The organism is Streptomyces sp. NPDC051172 (assembly GCF_040682555.1).
Lineage (GTDB): Bacteria > Actinomycetota > Actinomycetes > Streptomycetales > Streptomycetaceae > Streptomyces.
The window spans coordinates 18300-35729 of sequence record NZ_JBFBBE010000010.1; the positions used below are offsets into that span (position 1 = coordinate 18300).

Here is a 17430-nt window from a genome sequence, read left to right on the forward strand (position 1 = left end):
AACCACGACGCACCCGCACCCCGCAGCGGCCCGCACCTGCCTGGTGCTCTCCGGCGCCAACGTGGTCCTCCCCACCGGAACCGTCGAGAACGGCCGAGTGTTCGTCGAGGGCACTCGCATCGCCGGTGCGGCATCACCTGACGCTCGGATGATCGACCTCAGCGGCCACCACGTGGTGCCCGGCTTCGTAGACCTCCACAACCACGGCGGCGGCGGAGCCTCCTTCACCTCGGGCACGGTCGAGGACGTCCTCACCGGCATCCACACCCACCGCCTGCACGGCACCACCACCCTGGTCGCCTCGACGGTCACCGACGACATGGACCTCCTCGCCCAGCGGGCGGGCCTGCTGAGCGAACTCGCCGAGCAGGGCGACATCGCCGGCATCCACTTCGAGGGCCCGTTCATCTCCCCGTGCCGCAAGGGCGCCCACTCCGAGAAGCTGCTGCGCGACCCCGACCCGGCAGCGGTGCGCAAACTGATCGACGCGGCGCGCGGCAGGGCGAAGATGGTCACGCTCGCCACCGAACTCCCCGGCGGCCTCGACTCCGTACGTCTGCTCGCCGAACTCGGCGTCATCGCGGCGATCGGGCACACCGACGCGACGTACGAGCAGACGGTGGCGGCGATCGACGCGGGCGCCAGGGTCGCGACCCACCTGTTCAACGCGATGCCGCAGATCGGCCACCGGGCCCCCGGCCCGATCACCGCCCTGCTGGAGGACGAACGCATCACCGTCGAACTCATCAACGACGGCACGCATCTGCACCCGGCAGCCCTCCAGCTGGCCTTCCATCACGCCGGCGCGGACCGGGTGGCCCTCATCACGGACGCGATGGACGCGGCCGGTTTCGGCGACGGCCGCTACCTGCTGGGCCCCTTGGAGGTGGAGGTCACGGACGGCGTGGCCCGTCTGGTGGAGGGTGGCTCCATCGCGGGGTCGACGCTCACGCTGGACCGGGCGTTCCGGCGGGCGGTGACGGTGGACGGGCTGCCGGTTGAGGACGTCGTCACCGCCATCTCGGCCAATCCCGCCAAACTGCTCGGCCTGTACGACCGGATCGGCTCACTGGAGCCCGGAAAGGACGCCGACCTGGTGGTTCTTGACCATCAATTCGCCCTCAAGGGCGTGATGCGCCGCGGTGAATGGGTGGTCGATCCCCAACTGGACTGATCTGTCCCGCTGTTGAGGACGGCGGTCCTCCTGCGAAAATGGGACGGCCGCCGTCCGTTCGGCGTGCGTTCCGCATGCGTCTTCGGGGGAGGTCGGCCCAGGTGTTCCTCACGGTCACGCTGAACACCGCTCTCGACCTCACGTACCGCGTACCGGCGCTCAAGCCGCACTCCTCGCACCGGATCACCGAGGTGACCGAACGCCCCGGAGGCAAGGGCGTGAACGTGGCACGCGTGCTCGCTGCCCTCGGCCACGAGGTGACCGTCACCGGCTTCACGGGCGGCGCCACGGGCCGCACGGTCCAGGACCTGCTGACCGCCACCCCCGGCCTGGTGGACGCCCTCGTCCCGGTCGCGGGCCCGACGAGGCGCACGATCGCGCTGGTGGACGACCGGACCGGCGACACCACACAGCTCAACGAACCGGGCCCCACCGTCACCCCCGCCGAGTGGTCCGCCTTCCAGGAGGCCTACGAGGAGTTGCTCGCGCCGGCGTCCGCGGTGGCCCTGTGCGGCAGCCTGCCGCCCGGGGTACCGGTGGGCGCGTACGCCGGGCTGATACGGCTCGCGAAGGCCGCCGGGGTGCCCGTGCTCCTGGACACCGGCGGCGAGCCCCTGCGCCGCGGAATCGCCGCCCGCCCGGACCTCGTCAAACCGAACGCCGACGAACTGGCCGAACTCACCGGCTCCCACGACCCCCTGCGCGGCGTCCAGGACGCCCGCCGCCGGGGCGCCCGGTCGGTGGTCGCCTCCCTCGGCACACAGGGCCTCCTGGCGGTCACCCCGGAGGGCCGCTGGCACGCCACCCCACCCGCCCGCCTCCACGGCAACCCGACAGGCGCGGGCGACTCGGCGGTGGCGGGACTGCTGTCGGGCTTGGCGGAGCAACTCCCGTGGCCGGACCGCCTGTCCCGGGCGGTGGCCCTGTCGGCGGCGACCGTACTGGCGCCGGTGGCGGGGGAGTTCGACCGGGGGGCGTACGAGGAGTTGGTGGGGCGGGTGGCGGTGACCGGGGAGGTCAGCGCGGCCTGAAACCGGCCCCTAGCTCTTGACCTGGCCCTTCTTCACCCACAACTGGTCCAGCAGGACGTTGCACTTGTCGCCGGCCTGGCAGGTCAGGGTGAGTGTGTTCGGGCCCTTCTTGAGGGTGGTCCAGGCGAAGGTCTTGGTCCAGCCCTTGGTGAAGTCGCCGTCCGCGGCGTGCGCGAAGTTGCTCAGGTTGAATTTCCGGCCCGACGGCGTGCCGTTGACGAGGAGCGTCATCGACTGGTCCTGGCCGGGGACGCTGTAGGTCGCGAAGACCGTGTAGTCGCCGGCCTCGGCAATGTTGTCGATGGTCCAGGTCACCGAGGAACCGACGTTGTTGAGATTGCCCACATAGGTGCCGTCCGCCGCCTGGGCCCCCTGGACGTCCGACGCCTTGGCGGCCGTACCGCCCAGCTGAAGATCCTTCGCATCCGTCTTCGGCAGCTCCGCCGACGCACTGCTGCTGGCCGACTGGCTCGGCTTCGAGCTCTGCGAGGTGGACGGCGTGCTGGAACCGCCACCCGCCTTGTCGTTCTTGGAGTTGTCGTTCATCATCGCCACGCCGATGCCGATCACGACCGCGGCGACCACCGCGATCGCGCCGATCAGCAGACCCTTGGTGTTGGGACCGCGGCGACCGCCGCCGCCGCTGTACGCCGGCTGCTGCGGGGCCGTGGGGGCGCCGCCGCCGGGGAGCGTCTCCGGTGCCGCGTAGTGGGCGTTCGGCTGGCCGTACACGCCCTGCTGCTGCGAGGCCTGGCCGTAGGCGGCCGTCTGCTGGACCTGGGCCGGCTGGCCGTACTGGCGCTGGCCGACCGCACGGTTCCGGTTGACGGAGCCCGGGTAGCCGTAGCCGCCGCCACCGGAGGGGGGCTGCGCTCCGTTGGCCTGCCCGTCGGCGTAGAGGTAGCCGAACGGGTCGTCGTCCTCGGGCGTGCTGGCGCCGTTGTTGCCGGACGTCATCTCCGTGGTACTCCTCAGCGGTGCGGGTCGAACGCGATACGTGGGGTCAGAATGGCGAGCCTACCCGCTCCAGCTGCCCCAAACGGGTGACTCGGATCGCATCGGTCCGCGGACCCGGCCCCTGACCTGGAGATCAGCCCGCGCGTCTGTGCTGTTTGGGACGAGATCGTTTCTCTACGTACATCCGCTCGTCGGCAGACTTCAACACTTCGTCCGCAGTCATGCCGCAGTGCGCCCACCCGATGCCGAAGCTGGCGCCCACGCGCACGGCCCGTCCCTCGGCCCGGATCGGCTGGATGATCTCGTTGCGCAGGCGTACGGCCAGGTCCTGGGCATCGGCCCGGCCGAGCCCGTCCGCGAGGATCACGAACTCGTCACCCCCGAGCCGCGCGACCGTGTCGCCGTCGCGCACGGCCCGCGACAGCCGCCGGGCGACCTCGATGAGAACCGCGTCACCCGCGTTGTGCCCGAACCGGTCGTTGATCGACTTGAACCCGTCGAGGTCGCAGAAGAGAACCGCGAGCCCCTTGGTGCCGTCGTCGCGCTCACTCTGGGGGGCGGCGGTGTGCACATGGTGGTCGAAGCCGTCGTACACCTCGACGCCGCCGGGCCGGAAGTCGAAGCCGTGGCCGCCCGCGTCGTAGACGGGATGGCCGTACGCCGCGTCCAGGGACTCCAGGGCGCCGGGGTGGCCGGCGCGCTGACAGAGGCGGGAGGAGAGGCGGGAGCGCAGCTCGGCGGAGTTCGGCAGGCCGGTGAGCGAGTCGTGGGAGGCGCGGTGGGCGAGCTGCAGCTCGCGCCGCTTGCGGTCCTCTATGTCCTCGACGTGGGTGAGCAGGAAGCGGGGCCCGTCGGCGGCGTCCGCGACGACGGAGTTGCGCAGGCTCACCCAGACGTACGTGCCGTCGCGGCGACCGAGCCGGAGCTCCGCCCGGCCGCCCTCGGCGGACGTCCTCAGCAGGGTGCCGATGTCCTCGGGGTGGACGAGGTCGGAGAAGGCGTAGCGGCGCATCGCGGAGGCGGGGCGGCCGAGCAGACGGCACAGCGCGTCGTTGGTCCTGAGGATCCGGCCGTGCTGGTCGCCGCCCATCTCGGCGATCGCCATGCCGGAGGGGGCGTACTCGAAGGCCTGCCTGAAACTTTCCTCACTCGCCCGCAGGGCCTGCTGGTCCCTTTCGAGTCTGACCAGTGCCCGCTGCATATTCGCACGTAGACGCGCGTTGCTGATCGCGATGGCGGCCTGGAACGCATACATCTGGAGCGCTTCGCGACCCCATGCGCCCGGCCGCCGGCCGTTGCGCGGCCGGTCCACGGACAGGACGCCGATCAGCTCACCGGAGCTGCCGCCGGGGGAGGGGGGCGTGTACATGGGGGCGAACAGCCGGTCCGAGGGATGCCACTCGTCGTCGAAACGGGGCGCAGGGCCGTCGGTGTACCACTGCGGGACGTCGTCGTCGTCGAGGATCCAGCCCTCGGTGTGCGATATGAAGACCAGGTCGCCCCACTGCTCGCCCATGCTCAGGCGCCGCTCCCAGGACTCCCGGGAGCCGACCCGCCCGGTGATGAGCGCCTCGGCCGCCGGGTTTCCGGCGAAGGCGGCGACGACCAGATCTCCGTCCGGACGTACGAGATTGACGCACGCCAGCTCGTAACCGAGGCCGTTGACCACGCCGTCGGCGACGGTCTGCAGTGTGTCCGCCAGGCTTCGGGCCGTGTTCATGTCAGCCATGACCTGGTGAAGTTGTCGCAGGGTCGCAAGACGGACGTACGGCTCCGACTCGGTCTCCATGCTCGCCCTCCCCCCGAGACCTCGCAGCGAATCAAGGGTTCTCATCGGCGTATCGTCATTGGCAGCTTCCCAGCCACTGAATCACAGCGCGCTGCCCACTCGGTACACAGGGTCAACAATTAGTGGCTCTTGTGACTCAAGTCACAGCTAAAGATGAACAATTGAGTGGTGTTTCTGCGTTTTCCCTATGCGTTTACTGAACGCAAACTTTGTGGGGATGTGAAGAAGGCTCCGCCGATGGTCCTAGGTCCGGTATCGGGCCTGGGTCCGATGCGGCGGGCACAGGGCGGACACTAGCGTCTCGGAACGTGCCGAACACACCCGCTGCCACGTTCCCGATCACTGCCCCGCCCGCCTCCGGGCATGCTGAGGGGGTGAGCAACGAGGAGTTCCGCGCCGCCATGTCCCGGCTGGCCGCAGGTGTGGTCCTGGTGACCGCGCAGGAGCCGCCGCTCGACCCGGACGACCCGACGGCACCGGGCGGCGAGGACGTCGGCATGACGGCGACGGCCTTCATGTCCGTCTCCCTCGACCCGCCCCTGGTCCTGGTCAGCCTGCGCGAGGGCTCCCGCATGGACGACCTGCTCGACGAGCAGCCCCTGTGGGCGGTCTCGGTCCTCTCCGAAAGCCAACGCCACATCGCGGGCCGCTTCGCCATGAAGGGTCGCATCAGCGACCGGTTGCTGTTCGAGGACATCCCGTACGTCCGCGGCGAGGCAACCGGCGCCCCCTTGGTGGGCGGCGCCCTGGCCACCCTGGAGTGCCGCACGGAGCAGAGGGTGCGGGCCGGGGACCACACGCTCGTGATCGGCCGGGTGCTGACGGCGGGGGTACCGAGCGCGGACGGGGGGCCGCTGGCCTACTTCCGGGGGCGGTATCGGCAGTTGGGGTGAGCTGGGCACATCCTTCAGCCCGTCCGGCGTTTGAGGACGAGGCCGGGCCCGCCACTTTCAGCCCGTCCGGCGTTTGAGGACGAGGCCGTTCAGGCCGATCGGGGTCCGGGGCGGAGCCCCGAAACGGGGTGCAGGGGCGGAGCCCCTGGGAATGGGACGGGCAGGGGCGGCGGGGGCGCCAGAACCCGCCCCGGGCCAGCCCTACTCCACGAGGGTGACCTCCTGCTCCGCCGCCCGTGCAGCGTCCAGCACGATGTCGATGACAGCGATCCGGTCCCGTACGAACGTGAAGGCCAACGTCCGGTCCAGCCGCCCGTCGATGAACACGGCGAGCCCCGTGGCACCGTCGACCAGCGCGGCCCGCGACACGGCAGCGAAGTGCCGGAAGCTGGACGCGCCCTTGGCGACCGCTGCCGCCCCCGTGGTCACACCGACATCGGTGCGCGCGACGACGTCCGGGTCGAGCAACTCGACCAGGGCGTCGAAGTCACCCTCCCGCGCGGCCGTCAGAAACGCGTCCACGACCTCCCGCTGCCGCACCCGGTCCGGATCGTGCGCCTCAGCCCCCTGCACCCGCCGCCGCGCCCGACTGGCCAACTGCCGCGCCGCCACCGGGCTCCGCCCCACGATCTCCCCGACCTCCTCGTACGACACCGCAAACAAGTCGTGCAGCACGAAAGCCAGCCGCTCAGCAGGAGTCAACGTCTCGAGCACGACGAGCAGCGCAACGCCCACCGAGTCGGCAAGCAGCGCATCCTGCTCGGGATCGCCGGCGAAGACCTCCCCCACGCGCGCGTTGCCCGACCCGCCCTCCAACGGCTCCTCCGCCCGCGATTTGCGCGAGCGAAGCATGTCCAGACAGACCCGCCCGACCACCGTCGTGAGCCAGCCCCCGAGATTGTCCACCTGCCGGGCGTCGGTACGACTCAGCCGGAACCACGCCTCTTGCACCGCGTCATCCGCCTCGGCGCCAGAACCGAGCATTCGGTAGGCGACGGCCCGCAGACGACTCCGGTGTGATTCGAATCGCCGGGCGAGAAATTCCTTCTCCGCATCATTCGGAGCGCAGTCCCCGCCGGGAATTCCGTTCTCGTCCATCGCCACAGCTCCTCACATCCCCGTCCGTTGTCGGTGACTTGACGGATGCGAGGGCGAGGATGTGACAAAGGACGTTCTACGAGTGGGGTCCCTAACCCCAGTCCCGGCCGGACCGCCCCCGCTTGGTGTCGGAGCGCTGCTTCTTCTCCCGCAGCCGCCGCTCATTGATCCCCCGCGGAATCCGGGTCGGCCGGCGCGGCTTGGGCGGCGGCGCAGTGGCCTCCGCGAGAAGCGAAGCAAGCCGTACGGCGGCGGTCTCGCGATTGCGCCACTGGGACCGGTGCTCGGAGGCACGGACGACGACCACTCCGTCGACGAGCCGCCCGGCCAGCCGCTCCAGCGCCCGCTGCTTCCACACCTCGGGCAGGGCTTCGGTCTTCGCGAGGTCGAAGCGCAGTTCCACCTGCGAGTCACTGGTGTTGACGTGCTGCCCGCCGGGCCCCGACGACCGCGAGAAACGCCACATGAGCTCGGCCTCGGGGAGCGAGACGGAGCCGCGGATGAGGTAGGGACCGGACATGCCCACCATGGTCCCGCAGCTGACCGGCACACGTCACGCGAATAACGTTCACTCAGCGTTCGGTAAAGAAAGTAAAGACAGGTGGAACCTTCGACGCCCCTCTTGGCGTTGGTACAGGTAGCTGTAGCTTCAAGCCCGTACGTCGTACCGCCGTACGCAAACGAGGGAAAGGACTCCCAACCATGGCTGTAAGCCTGTCCAAGGGTGGCAACGTCTCGCTCACCAAGGAGGCTCCGGGCCTGACCGCCGTCACCGTGGGCCTCGGCTGGGACGTCCGCACCACCACCGGCACGGACTTCGACCTCGACGCCTCCGCGATCGCGGTCAACGCTCAGGGCAAGGTCTTCTCGGACGCCCACTTCGTCTTCTTCAACAACAAGCAGACCCCGGACAACACCATCGTCCACACCGGTGACAACCGCACCGGCGAGGGCGAGGGCGACGACGAGGCGATCAACGTCAACCTGGCGGGCCTCCCGGCCGACATCGACAAGATCGTCTTCCCGGTCTCCATCTACGACGCGGAGAACCGCTCGCAGAACTTCGGCCAGGTCCGCAACGCCTACATCCGCATCGTCAACCAGGCCGGCGGCGCCGAGATCGCCCGCTACGACCTCTCGGAGGACGCGGCCACGGAGACGGCCATGGTCTTCGGCGAGCTCTACCGCAACGGCGCGGAGTGGAAGTTCCGCGCGGTGGGCCAGGGCTACGCCTCGGGTCTGGTGGGCATCGCCCAGGATTTCGGCGTGAACGTCTGAGGGACGCTGCGCAGCGGTCCCGGGGCCCTCGGTCGATACCGAGGGCCCCTGCCGCACCTGCGCCTAGAGATCCTCGGGCAAGAGCCGGAACGCCTTGTGCCCGGTCAGAGGCCGCAGCATGCGGAAGTGGCCGTCCGAGGTGAACATGACTTCCGTGCGGTATGCGGCGGCAAGGGCGACGTTCATCGCGTCTGTCAGACCGACTCCCCAGCCGCCGTCGACATCCCGGTAACCCTCGGCAACAGCGATAGCGGCGCTCAAGTGCGCGCTCACGTGCGGCACTTCGAATCGCCGGGTCACCACGTTGCGCTCGATGAACCGTGCCGCCACGACAGCCTTCTCCGCTCCCGCCCGCGTAGCGATCAGGTAGTCCAGTTCCGCCAGGACCATCGGGGAGACGATGAGGTGACTGATCGAAGCCAGGGCCTTCTTGTGCTCGTCGTGGCCGGTGAGCCTCGGGTCCAGGAGCCGGTACAGGGCGTTGGTGTCGGCGATGGCGACGAGGCTCAATCTCCCATCCCCCTGAGCGTGTCCTCGATCTCGTCGTCGGTGAGGTCGGGAAGGCCGAGGTCAGGGAGGTCGATCTCCCCCATCGGGTCGGTCGGATACGCAGGGATGTCATCCGCCTTGATCGGCACAACCCGAGCAACGGCTACGCCGTTCTTGGTGACGGTGATGGTCTCCCCACGCGCGGCCGCAGCGAGTATCTGCGAGGACTTCTGGTTGAACTCTCGGGCGGTCGTCTCCATGTACTACAGGTTACTACCTGCTCGCCGACCAGGCGCGGCGGCGCCGAGCAGGAGCCCTTGGCTGTGGTTTGCCGGGGCAGGGGCTCCGGCGTGCTTTCGTCAGGCCTGCGACACGAAGGCGGCCCAGGTGGTCGGGGTGACCGTGAGGCGAGGGCCGTCGAGGTTCTTGGAGTCGCGGATGTGGATGGTGCCGGGGGCTACCGCGATCTCTACGCAGGATTCGCCGTTGGTTCCGCCGCTGTAGCTGCTCTTGAACCACGCCAGTTCGGAGGCGTCCCCGGTGGGGGCCTTGCGGATCATGTTTCTCCCAGCAGTTGCTCGATGAAGGCCAGCGACTCCCGTGGCGAGAGGGCCTGCGCCCGGATCGTGCCATATTGCAGTTCGATGACGCGCAGCTGTTTCGGATCCGTGGTCGGACGGCCGTTAAGAACGCCGTCAGCGCGAGCCACTGCCGTCCCGTCCGGGAATTTCAGCAACTCGATCCTTCCGTCCAGCCCAGGGTGCGGATCGCTGTTGGTCGGCATGACCTGAAGCGTGACGTTGTGCAACCGTCCCACCTCCAGCAGGCGTTCGAGCTGCTGTCGCCAGACCATTGTGCCCCCAACCTGGCGACGTAGCGGTGCCTCTTCAAGGACGAAGTGGATCGACGGCGCCGGGTCCCGTTCGAAGACCGACTGGCGGGCCAAACGGGCCGCGACCATACGTTCCATGTCATCCGGCGAGTACGGCGGCTGCGCCGCCCCGATCACGGCCCGCGCATGATCCGGAGTCTGCAGCAGCCCGGCGACAATGTTGCACTCGTACACACCGATCTCGACCGCCTGGGCTTCCAACTTGCCCAGCTCCCGCACCTTCTTCGGGTACCGGACCTTCTTCACGTCCTCCCGCGTCGCCACGATGAGCCCGTCCGCCCCCAGCACCTCGTCGGCCTTGTACAGGTACTCCTGCCGAGGGATCCGCTTCCCGCCCTCGATCTTGTACACCAGGTCCTCGCCATACCCGACCGCCTCACTGAACTCGGCGACACGCAACCCCACCGCCTCGCGCCGCAGCTTCAACTGCCGCCCGACGGTGGCGATGACCGCAACTCCCCACTCGTCGTCCGGATCCACCTCCCAACCCGGCTCGTCCGCCTCGGTCTTGAGTCGAACCGCATCCGCATCCACCGACATTCCCGCACCCCTCCGCCGTACGACCCCGTCGCGACGCCCCCTACCCGCAGACCGGTCCGGACCGGACGGACACCACCGGACAACGTCCGGACAGTCACCGTACGCAACGGCGTCGTCACGGTTCACGGTAAGCGCGCGCAGCCATGCTGAGTGGCGTGGGGCTCCCCGCGTGGCACGGGGGCTGCCGCCGCGCAAGACGGTGTGGGCGGAGGTCCGCGTCCACCGGAGCACGGCGGCCCCTGCTCCGGTCGGGCTGTGCTCCGGTGGGCCGGGCGACCTTCTCCAAGGAACGAAGAGATGAGAAAGAACTCCCACCAAACCCCACCCCTCCCGCCCGCGGCGCACGCTCACCCTCGCGGGTGAACATCACCAACTCAGCTGGATTTCGGCCCGGTTGCCTGCCCTACGCTCAGCGCAACACAACCGCACATGCAACGGCCCCCGCCGGGACGGCAATCCCAGTGCGAGGGCCTGACCACCAAGGAAGTCAGCCCTTCCCGATGGACACCCAAAACCCTAGCGCGCACTCGCGCGCCCAGTCCCGCGTTGCAGCCAACAACCACTCGAACCGGCGGGATCCCGAAACCGGCGGCGGTCTGATCCACGACCACACCCGCCACACCACCCGCTTCACGGTGATCGGCAACCACCTCACCCAACACGCGGAGCTCTCCCTCCTCGCCATCGGCCTGGCCTGCCACATCCAGTCGCTGCCGAAGGGCGCTTCGGCCGACATCAAGACGCTGGCCGCCCGCTTCCCCGAGGGCCCGACCCGTATCGCCGCGGCCCTGCGAGAGCTGGAAGCCCACGGCTATCTGCGCCGCGAACGCAAGCGCATCACCGGCGGCCGTATCGTCACGCGCACGGTCTCCTGCAACCAGCCGGGCCATCACCGCCGGGCCGACCACCCTCCGCGACCCGCCGAACCCGCCCGCCCGAAGAAGACCCCGCCCAAACCCCTCCCCTCGGTACCGCAGCCGTCCTACCCCTCCCCCACCCTCATCCGGCAGGCCACGGATCTCCTCGCGGACCTCCACCGCCACGACCGCCGCCTGCTGCTCAGCGAACGCGACGCAGCCCATTTGGCCCCCGGCATCGCGGCTTGGCTGGAACGCGACGTGACACCCACGGCCGTACGCGACGCCCTGACCACCGACCTGCCACCGGAACCCCTGTGCCGCCCGGCAGCCCTCCTGGCCCACCGACTCGCCACCAAGCTGCCACCCCCGCCGCCGTTCCGCGCACCCACCGAGCCGCATGCCGCCCCGCCCCCACTCCGAAACTGCGACGGCTGCGACCGCGCCTTCCGCTCGCCGACCCCAGGACGTTGCCATGACTGCCGCACTTCCGTTGCCACCGCTGCCTGAGCCCGTTGCGCCCCGGTTGCTGCCCTCAAGCCGGATACGCTGGCCGGGGCACCCTCCGGAGGACACCATGAGCACTCAGGCAGACCACGGAAACGAACTGATCCCTCGCCCCGAGCTGACCCCTGATGCCCTGCGTGCAGCCCTTGCCGTCGTCGCGCCAGGCCGCCTGGACGAGATGCAGGCAATGAAGGACGACGCCTTCGCCAAGGCGGTCGAGTGGCAGTCTCTGAGCCCGGTGAAAAGCTGGGTGCTGGCATGGGCCAGGGACATCGAGATCGCACGTCGACCGGACCTGTCCACCCGCTACGCATGGGCGCAGAACAACTTGGAGCACGAGGATGCGGCCATCGCGTGGGAAGCCCTTCGCGAGCTGAGCGCCGTCCTTGATGAGGCGATGAAAGCAGTTCGCGAGTGAGCTGGAAATGGGAGTACGCCTTCGGAGCCGAAGAATCGGCCCGCACCGCTCCCACAGACTTCCTCGCCGCCGTGGCACGCAATGCCGACGAACTGGTCAGGGCAGCCGAAGCTCTCCATGTCCATGGACGGGCCCACGATGGAGTCGACCCGAAGGGCGGCGACGTCAACGTCTCCGGCGGCATGTTCACGTACCAGGTCGTCGTCCGCAGCGAGCGTGTGTACGTCGTCCAGATCACTTACCTGGGTTTCTGATGGCGCTCGGCATGAGCCCACGGCCGTACCGGGCCATGCGGGAGCTCCTGCAATCCACGCACGACACCCTGCCGGGCAAGCTCGAGATCACCAAGGAAGGCCTCGTCCACGACCTGACGTCGCCCAACGGGCGCCACGAGTTCACCAGAGCACACCTCCGAAAGCGCCTTGAGACGGCGCTGCCGGAAGAGCCTGTCGCCCACACGGGCAAGCCCGACGTGGAAGACGAGTCGGAAGGAACCTGCGGCGCCCGGACATGATGGTGATCGCCGAGGTGGAGATGGAAGGGGAGGGGTCCTTCGACCCTCGTACACTCACCGCAGCCATCGAGATCGTCTCCTGCTCCAACCCGGACAACGACTGGGTGAGCAAGATTCGCGACTACCCCCTGATCGGCATCCCCGTCTACGCGATCTTCGACCCCCGCACCGGCGAGGGCGCCGTCCTCACCGACATCCACCCCACCCCCGACGGTCCCCGCTACGCCACCCGCAAGGACTTCGTCTACGGCGAGGACGTCACCATCGGCGACTGGACGATCTCCACGGACGGCCTGCCGCGTTACCAGCCCATCGGCCGGTAGTACCCCAACACCGCCGCCAACTGCGCAAACCACTCCCCCAGCTGCGCCCTCGGCTTCGCCTGCACCACACACTCGTAGAACTGGCCGCTCGGCAGCACCACCGCCACCATCAGCGCCTTGCCGTTCGGGCTGGCCTTGTAGTGGATGCTGCCGATCTCCTGCCAGGAGAACTCGATGGCCGCACCGTGATTCTCGAAGGCGACGCCCGCGACGTCGACCACGACCGAGTTGTGGACGTCGACCGCCATGAACTCCGGTCCTTGCGCGGGCGGTTGGGGCGGAGTCGGATACGGGGCGGCGTACTGCGGTGGCGGCGGACCGAAGCCGGCCGGGGCAGTGGCAGGGGGATGCTGCGGCGGGGGCGGTGGCTGCTGACCGTACTGGGGCTGATGGCCGTACGGCGGCTGCGGCGGTGTCGTCATCGTCTTCCGTCCCCGGAATCGTGGTGTGGCTACGCGGAAATCTTCCCAAAGGTCAGCACATGCTCCCCACCCCGCCCGCACGAGCCACAACCCGCCCATACGGCCGGGCGGTCTGGGTGCACAGGCGGCGATGCGGTCTCGTGGACTCAGGGATGATCCGGCTTCCCCTCCCCGTACAGCCAGTCCTTCCAGATCTCCTTGAAGTCCTTGTCCGGTGCCTTCTTCTCGACATACGCGGTGAAGTCGGCGGTGTCCGCGTTGCCGTGGCGGTGGGCGGCTGCCCAGCCCTGGATGATGTCGTAGAAGGCGTCGTCGCCGACGGTCTGGCGGATCTTGTGCAGGACCATCGCGCCGCGCTCGTAGACGGGGCTGTCGGAGATGTGCGCCGCATCGCTCGGCTTGGCCGGCGGGAAGGCCCAGATGTCCTTGTCGCCGTCGTTGTAGCGGGACTCGAACGTCTGCTGGCAGGTGTCGCCGCCGTGGTCCTCGTCCCACAGCCACTCCGCGTACGTCGCGAAGCCCTCGTTGAGCCACATGTCCCGCCAGCTCTTCGGGGTGACGGAGTCGCCGTACCACTGGTGCGCCAGTTCGTGGACCAGGGTCCCGGTGTCGGGGGCGCCGGGGAAGACGGGCCGGTTCTGGGTCTCCAGGGCGTACCCGGCGTCGTCCGGGCGGTCGACGATCGCTCCGGTGGAGGAGAAGGGGTACGGCCCGAAGTTGTACTCCTCCCATTCGATGATCTCGGGGAGCTGCGCGAGCACCTTCCGGCTCGCCTCCGCCTCGGTCGGGTCGACGGCGACGTACACCGGCAGGTGCTTGCCGCCGATGGTGTACCGGCTGATGTCGTAGTGGCCGATGGCGAGGGTGGCGAGGTAGGTCGCCATCGGTTCGGCGGTGTGCCAGGTGTAGGTCGTACGGCCGCCGCTGCTCGTCTCGTCAGTGAGCTCCCCGTTGGACACGGCCTGCAGGCCCTTCGGCACGGTGACGGCGATGTCGTACGACGCCTTGTCGGAGGGGTGGTTGTTGCCGGGGAACCACGCCATGGAGCCGGTGGGTTCGCCGAGCGCGAGCGCGCCGTCGGCGGTGCGCAGCCAGCCCTCCTCGGACTCGTCGGGGTCGGTGATGGTCACCGGGCTGCCGGAGTAGCGGACGGTGACGCGGAAGGTCTCCTTGGCACGGAGGTCGTCGTGCGGGCGGACGGTGAGCTCCTGCCCGGCGCGGATCCAGCGGGCGCGGCTGCCCTGCACGGTGACCTCGTCGACGTGCAGCCCCTTGAGGTCGAGGTCGAAGGCGGAGAGGTTCTGGGTGGCGCGGGCGGTGATGGTCGCGGTGCCGGTGAGGCGCTGTCCGCCGGCGGGGTCGTAGGCGAGCTTCAGGTCGTAGTGGCCGACGTCGTATCCGCCGTTGCCCGCCTTCGGGAAGTACGGGTCACGCAGGCCGGAGCCGCCGGGCGTGCCGTGGACACCGCCGCCGCACGCCGCCGCGACCGGGGCCAGGAGCACGGCGAGGGCGCAGAGAGCCGCGGGGGCTCGGCGGACCACGGGGGCGCGGAGGGCTGCGGGGACAACGGGGACGGGGCTGGGCACGCCGGTGATCCTATGGCGGCGGCGTGACACCATCTCGTACGTGCTCGACATCGGCTATGCCCTCTCCAACCGTTTCCCGGATCCCCCGCAGACGGACTACCGCCGCGCGGACGTCCATGCGCTGCGGCACGACCTGTTCTGCGGTGATGTCTACCTCGCCGACACCAAGGCGGACCGGGAACTGTCCACAGCCTGGGGATGGGTGCCGGTGCTCGACTTCGCGTGGGCGCTGTGCGACATCGTGGAGCGCATCGACCGCGACCCGGCGGGCTCCCGCGCGTCCCGGCCCCAGCGTGCCGAGCTCGACTTCACCGAGTCCACCGACCGCATGCTCTTCGAGCGGCGCTTCGGGTGGGTGGACGTGGAGGCCGACTGGATGCCCGCGGAGGAGCCGCCGCTCTCCTTTTCCCACGGTGAGCTGCGGCGTGAGGCACGGGACTTTCTGCATGACCTGATTGCCGACCTGGTCGATCTTCATGAGGACCTCGGGGAGAACCCGGCGATCTGGACACTGCAGGCCCGGTTTCCCCGGTTGCCCTGAGGTGACGTGACCGTCCTGGGGGCTGCCGAACACCCTCAGCCCTCCACCCGAATCCCCATCTCCGCCGCCAGCACCGGCGCCAGATCCATCAGTTGCCCCGGACTGATCACCGCCCCCGCCAGCCGGTCCACCCCCCGCGCGATGCCGAGCTCCGCCGCCGCTCTCAGGTCCACGTCCTTCAGGGTCGCCGCGGTGAGGTCCGCCTCCTTCAGGACGCAGTCCACGAACTCCACACGCTCCAGCCGGGCGCCCCCGAAGTCCGGCTCCACCAGCACGCAGCTCTCGAAGACGACGTCCTTGAGTCTGGCCGCGCGCAGGTTCAGATAGTCGATCTTGCCGCCGCGGATCACCACCCGCTCCAGGACCGCGCCGTGCAGCTGTACTCCGCCGAGGCGGGCGTCGACCACCTCGACGTCGCGCAGGGTGGCCTCGGCGAGGTTCGTGCCGACCCCGCGCAGCCCTGTCAGGACCGAGTCGAGGATCCGGGCGTGCTGCAGCCCCGTCTCGTCCAGCGCGCACCCCGTCAGTGCGCAGTCCATGAAGCGGGCGCCCCCGCCGTCCTGCCCCGCGAGGTCCGCCTCCCGGAACTCCAGCCCGTCGTAGTCCCCGTCCGGCTCCAACTCCACGCCCTCGAACGGCTCCAGCGCAGGCAGCCGCACCTCCGGCCGCCGCGCCCCTTTCACCGCCGTACCGGAACCGCCCATCCCGCCCGCCTCTCTCCTCGCCATGCCCCCATGGTGCACTCCGCCACTGACAACGACCCTGACCAGGCAGAACGCCGCCCATGTCACATTCCGGCGGCCCAATCCGTCGTATGCGCAGAAAGGCGGACCCGAAACGAGGGAGACCCCGAGCCATGCACCGCATCACCGTCATCGGCGGCGGATTCGCCGGACTGACCGCGGCCGTCACCGCTGCCGAGGCCGGCGCCAAGGTGACCGTCTTCGAAGCCCACCACACCCTCGGCGGGCGAGCCCGGACCGCCGAGGGCCCGTACCGGACGAACGACGGACCACACGCCCTCTACAACGGCGGCCCGCACTGGACCTGGCTCAAGCAGCGGAACCTGATCGGGCCGCTCGCCCCGATCCCGCCCCTGGAGGCGGCCCGGCTGAGGCTCCGCCACCAGGGCACCCTGCGCCGCACGCCCCCCTTCGCGATGCTCAAGCTGCTGCGCCCCGGCCTCCAACAGGCGCCGGTCGACGTCGACTTCACGACCTGGGCGACCGGTGTCGCGGGGGAGGAGGCCGCCCGCGCGGCCGCCCACTACTCCGCCGTAGCCCTCTTCCATCACGACCCCGGCGCCCTGTCCGCCGCGTTCGTGCAGGAGCGGCTGCGCCGTGCCACCAAGTTCCCGCCGGAGGCGCACTATCCGCGCGGCGGCTGGGCGAACGTCGTCGACCGGATGGCCGCCCGGGCGTGGAACCTGGGCGTGCGGATGGAGACCCTGTCCCGCGTCGACTCCCTCGACGCCCTTCCCGCGACCGGCGGCCCGGTCGTCGTCGCCACCTCGCTCGACGCCGCCCGCCGGCTGCTCAGGGACGACTCCCTGACCTGGACGAGCGGTCGTACGACGCTGGTCGATCTCGCCGTGCGGACGCGGCGAGGGGACGCGTTCGCCGTGTGCGACCTCGACTCCCCTGGCTGGCTGGAACGGTTCACCGCGCAGGACCGGTCGCTCGCCCCGGCCGGCGAGCAGCTCGTCCAGGGCCAGATCCCCATCGCCCCGCACGAGACGAAGGCCGCCGGTGTCGCCCGTGCCGAGGACCTCCTCGACCTGGCCTTCGAGGGCTGGCGCGGACGCGTCACCTGGCGGCGCGAGGCCGTCGCGAACGGCCGTACCGGTGCCGTCGACCTGCCGGGCACCAGCTGGCGCGACCGCCCCGCCATCGACCGCGGCGACGGCGTGTACCTCGCCGGCGACCAGGTCGCGGCCCCCGGCGTCCTCTCGGAGGTCTCCTTCAACAGCGCCCTCGCCGCCGTGTCACTGGCGCTCGGCCGCCGGGCCACCGGCCCCCTTGACCTCAAGCGTGCGTGAGGTTGAAGGCTGGGGTTCCGGACGGACAGCTGGGGTTACCCGGGGCAGCTGGGGTCCCTGACAAGCAATCGATGGGGGATTTC

General features: G+C 69.8%; 20 protein-coding genes and 1 pseudogene. 10 read left to right on the top strand and 11 right to left on the bottom strand.

What is annotated here, in order from left to right; translation table 11 throughout:
• Nucleotides 1-43 precede the first annotated feature (43 nt).
• On the top strand, nucleotides 44-1174 hold the full coding sequence (gene nagA, locus AB0N07_RS08025; protein ID WP_365833523.1) for an N-acetylglucosamine-6-phosphate deacetylase: 1131 nt from the start codon (nucleotides 44-46) through the stop codon (nucleotides 1172-1174).
• Between the two features lie 101 nt (nucleotides 1175-1275).
• Nucleotides 1276-2205, top strand: coding sequence for a 1-phosphofructokinase family hexose kinase (locus tag AB0N07_RS08030; RefSeq protein ID WP_365833284.1), 930 nt, complete (start codon nucleotides 1276-1278; stop codon nucleotides 2203-2205).
• A 9-nt stretch (nucleotides 2206-2214) separates the two neighbouring features.
• Here AB0N07_RS08030 and AB0N07_RS08035 read toward each other — a convergent pair whose 3' ends face one another.
• Together AB0N07_RS08035 and cdgB are read right to left on the bottom strand one after the other, a co-directional pair.
• Entirely contained in the window at nucleotides 2215-3162 is a 948-nt protein-coding gene (locus tag AB0N07_RS08035) for a carbohydrate-binding protein (RefSeq protein WP_365833286.1), read from the bottom strand.
• A gap of 133 nt (nucleotides 3163-3295) precedes the next feature.
• Entirely contained in the window at nucleotides 3296-4951 is a 1656-nt protein-coding gene (gene cdgB, locus AB0N07_RS08040) for a diguanylate cyclase CdgB (protein ID WP_365833288.1), read from the bottom strand.
• 308 nt (nucleotides 4952-5259) lie between these two features.
• Here cdgB and AB0N07_RS08045 point away from each other — a divergent pair, with 308 nt between their 5' ends.
• Entirely contained in the window at nucleotides 5260-5844 is a 585-nt protein-coding gene (locus AB0N07_RS08045) for a flavin reductase family protein (protein ID WP_266956703.1), read from the top strand.
• Between the two features lie 201 nt (nucleotides 5845-6045).
• On the opposite strand, the gene AB0N07_RS08050 is transcribed toward AB0N07_RS08045, so the two are convergent.
• Nucleotides 6046-6942, bottom strand: coding sequence for a sigma-70 family RNA polymerase sigma factor (locus AB0N07_RS08050; RefSeq protein WP_365833291.1), 897 nt, complete (start codon nucleotides 6940-6942; stop codon nucleotides 6046-6048).
• A 91-nt stretch (nucleotides 6943-7033) separates the two neighbouring features.
• Entirely contained in the window at nucleotides 7034-7471 is a 438-nt protein-coding gene (arfB, locus tag AB0N07_RS08055) for an alternative ribosome rescue aminoacyl-tRNA hydrolase ArfB (protein ID WP_365833293.1), read from the bottom strand.
• A gap of 173 nt (nucleotides 7472-7644) precedes the next feature.
• Here arfB and AB0N07_RS08060 point away from each other — a divergent pair, with 173 nt between their 5' ends.
• The gene (locus AB0N07_RS08060; protein ID WP_344399573.1) at nucleotides 7645-8220 is read left to right on the top strand and encodes a TerD family protein; all 576 of its coding nucleotides are present in this window, start codon (nucleotides 7645-7647) and stop codon (nucleotides 8218-8220) included.
• A gap of 63 nt (nucleotides 8221-8283) precedes the next feature.
• Here AB0N07_RS08060 and AB0N07_RS08065 read toward each other — a convergent pair whose 3' ends face one another.
• The 4 genes from AB0N07_RS08065 to AB0N07_RS08080 all read right to left on the bottom strand — a co-directional run bounded on the left by AB0N07_RS08065 (nucleotide 8284) and on the right by AB0N07_RS08080 (nucleotide 10141).
• Complete coding sequence (locus AB0N07_RS08065) at nucleotides 8284-8730, bottom strand: PIN domain-containing protein (RefSeq protein ID WP_365833295.1); 447 nt, start codon at nucleotides 8728-8730, stop codon at nucleotides 8284-8286.
• The gene (locus AB0N07_RS08070) at nucleotides 8727-8969 is read right to left on the bottom strand and encodes a type II toxin-antitoxin system prevent-host-death family antitoxin (protein ID WP_365833298.1); all 243 of its coding nucleotides are present in this window, start codon (nucleotides 8967-8969) and stop codon (nucleotides 8727-8729) included. The genes AB0N07_RS08065 and AB0N07_RS08070 overlap by 4 nt, the downstream gene beginning before the upstream one ends.
• Nucleotides 8970-9068: 99 nt before the next feature.
• Nucleotides 9069-9269, bottom strand: a complete 201-nt coding sequence (locus AB0N07_RS08075) for a DUF397 domain-containing protein (RefSeq protein WP_365833300.1) — start codon at nucleotides 9267-9269, stop codon at nucleotides 9069-9071.
• The gene (locus AB0N07_RS08080) at nucleotides 9266-10141 is read right to left on the bottom strand and encodes a helix-turn-helix transcriptional regulator (protein ID WP_365833302.1); all 876 of its coding nucleotides are present in this window, start codon (nucleotides 10139-10141) and stop codon (nucleotides 9266-9268) included. The genes AB0N07_RS08075 and AB0N07_RS08080 overlap by 4 nt, the downstream gene beginning before the upstream one ends.
• A 500-nt stretch (nucleotides 10142-10641) precedes the next feature.
• Here AB0N07_RS08080 and AB0N07_RS08085 point away from each other — a divergent pair, with 500 nt between their 5' ends.
• From AB0N07_RS08085 to AB0N07_RS08100, 4 genes and pseudogenes are all read left to right on the top strand, one after another.
• Nucleotides 10642-11508 (top strand): helix-turn-helix domain-containing protein, encoded by an 867-nt coding sequence (locus AB0N07_RS08085; protein ID WP_365833304.1) that lies wholly within the window; start codon nucleotides 10642-10644, stop codon nucleotides 11506-11508.
• Between the two features lie 67 nt (nucleotides 11509-11575).
• Nucleotides 11576-11923, top strand: coding sequence for a hypothetical protein (locus AB0N07_RS08090; protein WP_365833306.1), 348 nt, complete (start codon nucleotides 11576-11578; stop codon nucleotides 11921-11923).
• Nucleotides 11920-12177 (top strand): hypothetical protein, encoded by a 258-nt coding sequence (locus AB0N07_RS08095; protein WP_365833308.1) that lies wholly within the window; start codon nucleotides 11920-11922, stop codon nucleotides 12175-12177. Before AB0N07_RS08090 ends, AB0N07_RS08095 begins: the two co-directional genes overlap by 4 nt.
• Nucleotides 12177-12760, top strand: a pseudogene (locus tag AB0N07_RS08100) (Uma2 family endonuclease). The gene AB0N07_RS08095 and the pseudogene AB0N07_RS08100 overlap by 1 nt, the downstream one beginning before the upstream one ends.
• Here the strand turns inward: AB0N07_RS08100 and AB0N07_RS08105 are convergent.
• Both AB0N07_RS08105 and AB0N07_RS08110 read right to left on the bottom strand, forming a co-directional pair.
• Nucleotides 12739-13008, bottom strand: coding sequence for a hypothetical protein (locus AB0N07_RS08105; protein WP_365833311.1), 270 nt, complete (start codon nucleotides 13006-13008; stop codon nucleotides 12739-12741). The pseudogene AB0N07_RS08100 and the gene AB0N07_RS08105 sit on opposite strands and share 22 nt — an antisense overlap.
• Before the next feature lie 320 nt (nucleotides 13009-13328).
• Entirely contained in the window at nucleotides 13329-14801 is a 1473-nt protein-coding gene (locus AB0N07_RS08110) for a M1 family metallopeptidase (protein ID WP_365833524.1), read from the bottom strand.
• 7 nt (nucleotides 14802-14808) lie between these two features.
• Between AB0N07_RS08110 and AB0N07_RS08115 the strand changes: the two genes are divergently transcribed.
• Nucleotides 14809-15309, top strand: a complete 501-nt coding sequence (locus tag AB0N07_RS08115; protein WP_365833313.1) for a hypothetical protein — start codon at nucleotides 14809-14811, stop codon at nucleotides 15307-15309.
• 35 nt (nucleotides 15310-15344) lie between these two features.
• Here AB0N07_RS08115 and AB0N07_RS08120 read toward each other — a convergent pair whose 3' ends face one another.
• On the bottom strand, nucleotides 15345-16037 hold the full coding sequence (locus tag AB0N07_RS08120; RefSeq protein ID WP_365833315.1) for a pentapeptide repeat-containing protein: 693 nt from the start codon (nucleotides 16035-16037) through the stop codon (nucleotides 15345-15347).
• 128 nt (nucleotides 16038-16165) lie between these two features.
• Here AB0N07_RS08120 and AB0N07_RS08125 point away from each other — a divergent pair, with 128 nt between their 5' ends.
• The gene (locus AB0N07_RS08125) at nucleotides 16166-17347 is read left to right on the top strand and encodes an FAD-dependent oxidoreductase (RefSeq protein ID WP_365833317.1); all 1182 of its coding nucleotides are present in this window, start codon (nucleotides 16166-16168) and stop codon (nucleotides 17345-17347) included.
• The last annotated feature ends 83 nt before the right edge of the window (nucleotides 17348-17430 follow it).

What these genes read in the sequence shown, in the direction of transcription:
- AB0N07_RS08035 (WP_365833286.1), bottom strand. Translation starts at nt 3,162, where the DNA reads ATGACGTCCGGCAACAACGGCGCCAGCACGCCCGAGGACGACGACCCG.
- cdgB (WP_365833288.1), bottom strand. Translation starts at nt 4,951, where the DNA reads ATGGAGACCGAGTCGGAGCCGTACGTCCGTCTTGCGACCCTGCGACAA.
- AB0N07_RS08050 (WP_365833291.1), bottom strand. Translation starts at nt 6,942, where the DNA reads ATGGACGAGAACGGAATTCCCGGCGGGGACTGCGCTCCGAATGATGCG.
- arfB (WP_365833293.1), bottom strand. Translation starts at nt 7,471, where the DNA reads ATGGTGGGCATGTCCGGTCCCTACCTCATCCGCGGCTCCGTCTCGCTC.
- AB0N07_RS08060 (WP_344399573.1), top strand. Translation starts at nt 7,645, where the DNA reads ATGGCTGTAAGCCTGTCCAAGGGTGGCAACGTCTCGCTCACCAAGGAG.
- AB0N07_RS08070 (WP_365833298.1), bottom strand. Translation starts at nt 8,969, where the DNA reads ATGGAGACGACCGCCCGAGAGTTCAACCAGAAGTCCTCGCAGATACTC.
- AB0N07_RS08075 (WP_365833300.1), bottom strand. Translation starts at nt 9,269, where the DNA reads ATGATCCGCAAGGCCCCCACCGGGGACGCCTCCGAACTGGCGTGGTTC.
- AB0N07_RS08080 (WP_365833302.1), bottom strand. Translation starts at nt 10,141, where the DNA reads ATGTCGGTGGATGCGGATGCGGTTCGACTCAAGACCGAGGCGGACGAG.
- AB0N07_RS08085 (WP_365833304.1), top strand. Translation starts at nt 10,642, where the DNA reads ATGGACACCCAAAACCCTAGCGCGCACTCGCGCGCCCAGTCCCGCGTT.
- AB0N07_RS08090 (WP_365833306.1), top strand. Translation starts at nt 11,576, where the DNA reads ATGAGCACTCAGGCAGACCACGGAAACGAACTGATCCCTCGCCCCGAG.
- AB0N07_RS08105 (WP_365833311.1), bottom strand. Translation starts at nt 13,008, where the DNA reads ATGGCGGTCGACGTCCACAACTCGGTCGTGGTCGACGTCGCGGGCGTC.
- AB0N07_RS08110 (WP_365833524.1), bottom strand. Translation starts at nt 14,801, where the DNA reads ATGGTGTCACGCCGCCGCCATAGGATCACCGGCGTGCCCAGCCCCGTC.
- AB0N07_RS08120 (WP_365833315.1), bottom strand. Translation starts at nt 16,037, where the DNA reads ATGGCGAGGAGAGAGGCGGGCGGGATGGGCGGTTCCGGTACGGCGGTG.
- AB0N07_RS08125 (WP_365833317.1), top strand. Translation starts at nt 16,166, where the DNA reads ATGCACCGCATCACCGTCATCGGCGGCGGATTCGCCGGACTGACCGCG.